The organism is Aquabacterium sp. (genome assembly GCF_014378415.1).
Lineage (GTDB): Bacteria > Pseudomonadota > Gammaproteobacteria > Burkholderiales > Burkholderiaceae_C > Aquabacterium.
In genome coordinates, this window is the sequence record NZ_JACMNS010000102.1 from 20,352 (window position 1) to 27,284 (window position 6,933).

The window sequence follows — 6,933 nt, forward strand, 5'->3', positions numbered from 1 at the left end:
AGATCCCAAGAAGGTCACACCATGTTGCAAGCCTACCGCCAACACACTGCCGAGCGCGCCGCGCTGGGCATTCCCCCCCTGCCTCTGACCGCCCAGCAAACCGGCGAAGTCATCGAGCTGCTGAAGAACCCGCCCGCTGGCGAAGAAGCCACCCTGGTGGACCTGATCGTGCACCGCGTCCCCGCTGGTGTCGACGCCGCCGCCAAGGTCAAGGCCTCTTACCTGGCCGCCGTGGCCCATGGCACTGAAAAGTCGGCGCTGATCAGCCGCGAAAAGGCCACTGAACTGCTGGGCACCATGCTCGGCGGCTACAACATCCATCCTCTGGTCGAATTGTTGGACGACGCATTGATGGGCGCCATCGCCGGTGAAGCCCTCAAGAAGACCCTGTTGATGTTTGACGCCTTCCATGATGTGAAGGAAAAGGCGGACAAGGGCAACGCCCACGCCAAGGCTGTCATGCAAAGCTGGGCCGACGCCGAATGGTTCACCTCGCGCCCCGAAGTGCCCCAAAGCATCATCGTCAGCATCCTCAAGGTGACTGGCGAGACCAACACCGATGACCTCTCCCCGGCCCCCGACGCCTGGAGCCGCCCCGACATCCCGCTGCACGCTTTGGCCATGCTGAAGAACAAGCGCGAAGGCATCACGCCTGAAGACGACGGCAAGCGCGGCCCCATCAAGTTCATCGAAGACCTGCGCGCCAAGGGCAACCTGGTCGCCTACGTGGGCGACGTGGTCGGCACGGGCTCCAGCCGCAAATCGGCCACCAACAGCGTGCTGTGGTTCACCGGCGAAGACATCCCCTTCGTGCCCAACAAGCGCTTCGGCGGCGTCTGCCTGGGCAGCAAGATCGCCCCGATCTTCTACAACACGATGGAAGACGCCGGCGCCCTGCCCATCGAACTCGACGTGTCGCAAATGGACATGGGCGACGTGGTCGAGCTGCTGCCCTACGCCGGCAAGGCCCTGAAGAACGGCGAAGTCATCGCCGAGTTCAAGGTCAAATCCGACGTGCTGTTCGACGAAGTGCGCGCTGGTGGCCGCATCCCCCTGATCATTGGCCGTGGCCTGACCGCCAAGGCACGCGATGCGCTGGGCCTCGAACCCTCCACCCTGTTCCGCCTGCCGCTGAACCCCGAAGACACCCACAAGGGTTACTCGCTGGCCCAGAAAATGGTCGGCAAGGCCTGCAACCTGCCCGTCATCGACGGCCAGCAAGTCGGCGTGCGCCCTGGCACTTACTGCGAACCCAAGATGACCTCGGTCGGCTCGCAAGACACCACCGGCCCCATGACCCGCGACGAGCTGAAAGACCTGGCCTGCCTGGGCTTCAGCGCCGACCTGGTGATGCAATCGTTCTGCCACACGGCCGCTTACCCCAAGCCGGTCGACGTGAAGATGCACCACGAGTTGCCTGACTTCATCAGCACCCGTGGTGGCGTGTCGCTGCGTCCTGGCGACGGCGTGATCCACAGCTGGCTGAACCGCCTGCTGACGCCCGACACCGTGGGCACCGGTGGCGACTCGCACACCCGCTTCCCCATCGGCATCAGTTTCCCGGCTGGCTCCGGCCTGGTGGCTTTCGCCGCTGCCACGGGCGTCATGCCCCTGGACATGCCCGAGTCCGTGCTGGTGCGCTTCAAGGGCACCAAGATGCAGCCCGGCATCACCTTGCGTGACCTGGTCAACGCCATCCCCCTGTACGCCATCAAGGCTGGCTTGCTGACCGTGGCCAAGCAAGGCAAGAAGAACATCTTCTCGGGCCGCATCCTGGAGATCGAAGGCCTGCCAGACCTGAAGGTCGAGCAAGCATTCGAGCTGTCTGACGCATCGGCTGAGCGCTCTGCCGCTGGCTGCACCGTGCACCTGAACAAAGAGCCGATCGCCGAGTACCTCAACAGCAACATCACGCTGATGAAGAACATGATCGCCAACGGCTATGAAGATGCCCGCACGCTGCAACGCCGCATCGCCGCGCAAGAAGCCTGGCTGGCTGATCCTCAGTTGATGAAGGGTGACGCCGACGCTGAATACGCCGCCGTGATCGAGATTGACCTGGCCGACATCCACGAACCCATCCTGGCCTGCCCCAACGACCCCGATGACGTGAAGACGCTGTCGGACGTGGCTGGCGCCGTGATCGACGAAGTGTTCATCGGTTCGTGCATGACCAACATCGGCCACTTCCGCGCAGCCTCCAAGCTTTTAGAGGGCATGCGCGACATCCCCGTCAAGCTGTGGGTGGCCCCGCCCACCAAGATGGACGCTCAGCAGTTGACCGAAGAGGGCCACTACGGCGTTCTGGGCAGCGCTGGCGCCCGCATGGAAATGCCTGGCTGCTCGCTGTGCATGGGCAACCAGGCTCAAGTCAAGGAAGGCGCCACCGTGTTCTCGACCAGCACGCGCAACTTCCCCAACCGTTTGGGCAAGAACTCGAACGTGTACCTGGGCTCGGCCGAACTGGCCGCCATCTGCTCACGCCTGGGCCGCATCCCGACCAAGGCCGAGTACATGGAAGGCGTGGGCGTGCTGGATGCGTCCAGCGCCCAGATCTACAAGTACCTGAACTTTGACCAGATCACCGAGTACGCTGACAAGGCCAAGACCGTGGCTGCTGCCTGAGTTTGAGCAAACAAGGCTTTTAGCATGCCTTGTTCAAAGAAGAAGCCCGCCCGGGCCACCTGGGCGGGCTTCTTTCATTTGAGCAGTGCATCCAGGGGGCTCAGCACCCCTGCCCCACCGACCTTGATCACGTGCGTGTAGATCATGGTCGTGCTGACGTCGCTGTGGCCCAGCAACTCTTGCACGGTGCGGATGTCATACTTGGCCTGCAAAAGATGCGTGGCGAAAGAGTGGCGCAGCGTGTGCGGTGTGGCAGGTTTGTCGATGCCCGCCAGGTTCACCGCTTTTTTGAAAGCGCGCTGAAAGGATTGATCCTGAACATGGTGCCTGCGGCGCAAGCCGGTGCGCGGGTCAATGGAGAGTTGTGCCATCGGAAAGACCCACTGCCAACCCCAGGTCAACCCGGCCTTGGGGTTCTTGCGGTCCAGCGCTCCGGGCAAGAAAACGCCCTCCACGCCGGTCTGCCGGTCGTCCTGCCAAAATAACTTGGCATGGCTCATCTGCTTGGACAGCGCCTGTACCAACTTCGCGGGCAACATCACCGCTCGGTCCTTGCCGCCTTTGCCTTCGCGGACCACGATGGTTTGGTGCTGAAAATCCACGTCCTTGACGCGCAACCGCAGCCCCTCCATCAGACGCATGCCGGTGCCATACAGCAACTGGCCGATCACGCGGTGCTGCTCATCCAACGCCTCCAGCACGCGTGCAACCTCTTGTGGCGACATGACCACGGGCAAGCGCCGAACACTCCTGGGCCGACCGATGTCTTTCAGCCAGGGGAAGTCCAACCCCAATACCTGCTGGTATAAAAAAATCAAAGCCGACAGCGCCTGCTTGTGGGTGGACGCGGCCACTCGCCGCTCGTTGGCCAACCACGACAGGTAAGCCTCGATCTGCTCCAAACGCAAATCGCGGGGGTGGCGCTTGTCGTGGAAATGGATGAAGCCCCGGATCCAATGCAGGTAGGCCTCTTCAGTGCGGATGCTGTAGTGGAGATACCGCAAGCGCTCGCGGACCTGGTCAAGCAGCCTGTTCGATTGCAAGGGAGGCGGCGAGGCTTTGATGGCATCTTCTGGATGCATCATTTGAGAAATAACTGTTTATGCATACAGTATTTTGCACACCCTGATCATCACTGCCCATCCCCCTCGCGGGGGATCGCGTGGCCCAGGTGCTCACGGCGACACTGGGTGCGAGGCCTCCCAACAGGCGTTGCCAAATCAATTTTATTGTGCATACAATCAAGTGCCGCTCATAACCTATGACCATGCCAAGAACCAGCGCAACATCGAAGAGCGTGGGCTTTCTTTCGATCAGGTGGCCGACTTCAAATTCGAGTCCGCATTGGTCCAAGTCGATGCACGCTTTGACTACAGCGAAAAACGCCATGTGGCCCTTAGCTTTCTTCATGGACGTTTGCACGTCTTGTGCTTCGCCGAGACGTCCGATGGCATCCGCGTCATCAGCTTTCGCAAAGCCAACTCTCGTGAGGTAAGCCGTCATGCCAAAGTCCAAGCCCCTGATTGATCACGACGGCGAAGTCCGGGAACTCTCCCTGGCTGACGTCAAGCAAATGCAGGCGGCTTCCGATGCCTTGCCTGCCGCACTCCAGGCCAAGCTGCGCATCCGAGGGCCGCAGAAAGCTCCTATCAAAGAACGCATCACCATCCGGCTATCGCCCGATGTGGTCCAGCCTTTCCGAGAAACAGGGGTCGGGTGGCAAGCCCGGCTGGATGCTGCGCTGAAAGACTGGCTGAAGTCACATAAACCAGCCGAGCTCACGCGGTGAAGACGGCCAATCAATCGATGAAAAACGAAATAACAAACTTCAGGGTCGCCAAGAAAATCTCACCTGTGCAGCCGGGCGCTGTCAAGCTTGCTCGCCGCTATGGCGAGCAACTGGTGTGCGTTCGTCACCGCATTGACCCGACGGGCACCACTCGCGTCACCACGGTTGAACTGGTCGTTGATCAAGCGCCCATCAACGCCAAGCCTGAACAAATCGTAGGGGTACGCATCGGCTACCGAGAGGGCCAGTTGCAGGCTTTGGTCAGAGCGGCCGGCGCCACCTGGGACAAGCAGGCAGGTGTCTGGCGCATGCCGCTGAAGGTCGCTCGCCGCCTTCAACTCCGAGAACGCATCACCGAAAAGTAGCTACATGTGGATTTCATATCTATCCATAAATGGCCGCATGCAGCCACTTATGCCTATCCGTGGCAACATGTCACTGATGTCTACATTGCGTTAGGCTTTTGGTTGCACAAAACCAGTTGACTCGTATAAAGGAATCACCCAGTGGGAATCGTATTTCTGGTTTTTGTAATCGCGATCTCTTTGCGCTCTGCATTAAATCTCTGGCAACAACGCGCTATCCTCGCCGAATTCAAAGTATCCGGCACACTCGCTTTCGCAGCCGCTTTGTACCCAATCGGGATGGCGTGCTTCGTTGTTCTTCCATACACCATTGGTGTCGTTGGTGCCGCTCTCGTTGGACTCGCAGCCTTTGCTCCTGGCCTTGTACTGTCTAAACAAGCGCAGAACAAACTCCAACGGGCGGGCACAGACCGAGTCAAACGTGCCGAGGAACTCGCGGCCACGGTGTTTATGACTGGCATTGGTTGCATTGCTTATTTCTTGGTTGGGCTTGGCATCTCAGTCGCATCGGAGTACTCCGCAAACCCATTCCACTGAATTCCTTACCGAGCTGAAAACTCGCCGCACAATGGTCGGCACATAGGTCTCAGGGGGCAGCTATGCAGTTCGCAATCAAATTCACGGCACGGGCAAGCGGGCTCAAATCCTCTTCCACTTCGCGCCACAGCCTAACTTTTCGGTCAAGCCGACACCTACAAGCTTCGCTTGTAGGTTCCCTTCGTGCTGCGCACTCCGGTGCGGCTTACCTGTAGCGTTAGGCCTCTCGTCCACCCCAGTCAGGTCATGCATTTTCAACGGTTCAGCATCAAGCAAAGTTGTGAATGCACACGCCCTTTGGCGCACGCCATCGCTCTGGAAGCGGTAACGCCATCACTGATCTTGGGCACCGGTCCTTGCTGCCGTTCGTCACGCCAAGCACTTCGGCTGCAACACCATTCGCAAGTACCGCGCGTGTTCACGGCCGCCTTCTTTGCCGCTCACATGCCATCTCACATCTTGAGGTTTGGCGCGTCTGTTTTCATGCGGCAGGCTACCGGGCTCAGTGTTCATGCTCAATCTGGCTGTCTGCCCTGCGGCAGCCTGCTCACCAATCAGCGGCGCCAAAGTGCCACTCGCCATCGCCAAGTGGGCAGCGTGTCCTACGGCGCGCTGCCCACCGCATCAGCATTGCGCATGTCCACCAGCATCAGGCAGAATCTCTGGAATTCAATGCAAGGGGGCGCGGCAGTGCATAAGCCAAACATCAATATCCATCGGCAGTTCGGCGTGTTTTCATCCGCTTTAGCATCTGCACCGCGCCTAACTGGGCGTTCAACTGGACATCAACGTGCTGCGCACGTTGCTGCCAGTTAACTTGGGCGTTAGGCCTCGCAAGGAACTAAATGGCGCTCGAACTGGGAAGTGTTTTAATTGGCGGCGGCATCGGCCTGGTGGGTGGTCTCGGAGGCGTCATTTTGGGTCACCTTTTAACTGGCATGCGAGACTCCAGAAATCGGAGAATCAATGGCTTACAGGGTGTCGCTCTTGAACTTGAGAAGCGACGAAGACTGGCCTTAGATATCGCACAGCATGTAAACCTCGGCTTGCGCAGCAGGTCTCATGACGAGTTCCTAGCTCAAGCCTTTGAAATTCCAGGCTGGAAGGCCGCCACCCTCGCCTTGCAGGAGCGCACATGGCTGGTTGGTTGCATGGCGTTTCTTCCAGAAGGCATACCTTACTTCCAAGAAATTGATCAACAAATCAGCATCCTAATGTCGCCAACAAACGCAAGCTCGACCGAGTACACCGGCCCGTCGTCCGCCGAAGCAATTGATGAATTTCGCAAAAACGTAGAAGCCATCCAGCAACTGCTCATAAAGCACCTAGCCAAACTCAAATGAGTAAAAACGCATGTCAAGGTTTGCGGTTGCCGTGCGCAATAGCTTTCAGCATGCTTACACATGGCAAGCGCAAAACCATGCCTTCGCGCCGCGGCCTAACTGGGTGGTCAAGGGGACAATTATGCTGCGCATAATCGCCCCTTACCGTGGGCGTTAGGCCTCTCGCTTAAACTCAATCGCCCCACATCGAAGGTATAAAAATAAAAACTCTCATAGCACTTATTGTTCTCGCCGCCGCTACCGCTGGCTGCGCCGTCTACACGCCATCCGGATC

General features: G+C 59.0%; 7 protein-coding genes. 6 read left to right on the forward strand and 1 reads right to left on the reverse strand.

Annotated features, from left to right (window positions below; translation table 11 throughout):
• Window positions 1–21: 21 nt before the first annotated feature.
• Entirely contained in the window at window positions 22–2,625 is a 2,604-nt protein-coding gene (acnB, locus tag H7225_RS09115) for a bifunctional aconitate hydratase 2/2-methylisocitrate dehydratase (RefSeq protein WP_290661038.1), read from the forward strand.
• Window positions 2,626–2,699: 74 nt separating this feature from the next.
• Here the strand turns inward: acnB and H7225_RS09120 are convergent, their stop codons facing one another.
• Window positions 2,700–3,707 (reverse strand): integron integrase, encoded by a 1,008-nt coding sequence (locus tag H7225_RS09120; protein WP_290661048.1) that lies wholly within the window; start codon window positions 3,705–3,707, stop codon window positions 2,700–2,702.
• Between the two features lie 235 nt (window positions 3,708–3,942).
• Between H7225_RS09120 and H7225_RS09125 the strand changes: the two genes are divergently transcribed.
• From H7225_RS09125 to H7225_RS09145, 5 genes are all read left to right on the forward strand, one after another.
• Complete coding sequence (locus tag H7225_RS09125; protein WP_290661050.1) at window positions 3,943–4,152, forward strand: BrnT family toxin; 210 nt, start codon at window positions 3,943–3,945, stop codon at window positions 4,150–4,152.
• On the forward strand, window positions 4,127–4,414 hold the full coding sequence (locus tag H7225_RS09130; protein ID WP_290661040.1) for a BrnA antitoxin family protein: 288 nt from the start codon (window positions 4,127–4,129) through the stop codon (window positions 4,412–4,414). The genes H7225_RS09125 and H7225_RS09130 overlap by 26 nt, the downstream gene beginning before the upstream one ends.
• 65 nt (window positions 4,415–4,479) lie before the next feature.
• Window positions 4,480–4,779, forward strand: coding sequence for a hypothetical protein (locus H7225_RS09135; protein ID WP_290661042.1), 300 nt, complete (start codon window positions 4,480–4,482; stop codon window positions 4,777–4,779).
• A gap of 141 nt (window positions 4,780–4,920) precedes the next feature.
• Window positions 4,921–5,316 (forward strand): hypothetical protein, encoded by a 396-nt coding sequence (locus H7225_RS09140; RefSeq protein WP_290661044.1) that lies wholly within the window; start codon window positions 4,921–4,923, stop codon window positions 5,314–5,316.
• An 845-nt stretch (window positions 5,317–6,161) separates the two neighbouring features.
• Window positions 6,162–6,659: a hypothetical protein gene (locus H7225_RS09145; RefSeq protein WP_290661046.1), complete on the forward strand. Its 498-nt coding sequence runs from the start codon at window positions 6,162–6,164 to the stop codon at window positions 6,657–6,659.
• Window positions 6,660–6,933: the final 274 nt, after the last annotated feature.

Coding starts and splice junctions, on each gene's coding strand:
- acnB (WP_290661038.1), top strand. CDS start 22: ATGTTGCAAGCCTACCGCCAACACACTGCCGAGCGCGCCGCGCTGGGC.
- H7225_RS09120 (WP_290661048.1), bottom strand. CDS start 3,707: ATGCATCCAGAAGATGCCATCAAAGCCTCGCCGCCTCCCTTGCAATCG.
- H7225_RS09130 (WP_290661040.1), top strand. CDS start 4,127: ATGCCAAAGTCCAAGCCCCTGATTGATCACGACGGCGAAGTCCGGGAA.
- H7225_RS09145 (WP_290661046.1), top strand. CDS start 6,162: ATGGCGCTCGAACTGGGAAGTGTTTTAATTGGCGGCGGCATCGGCCTG.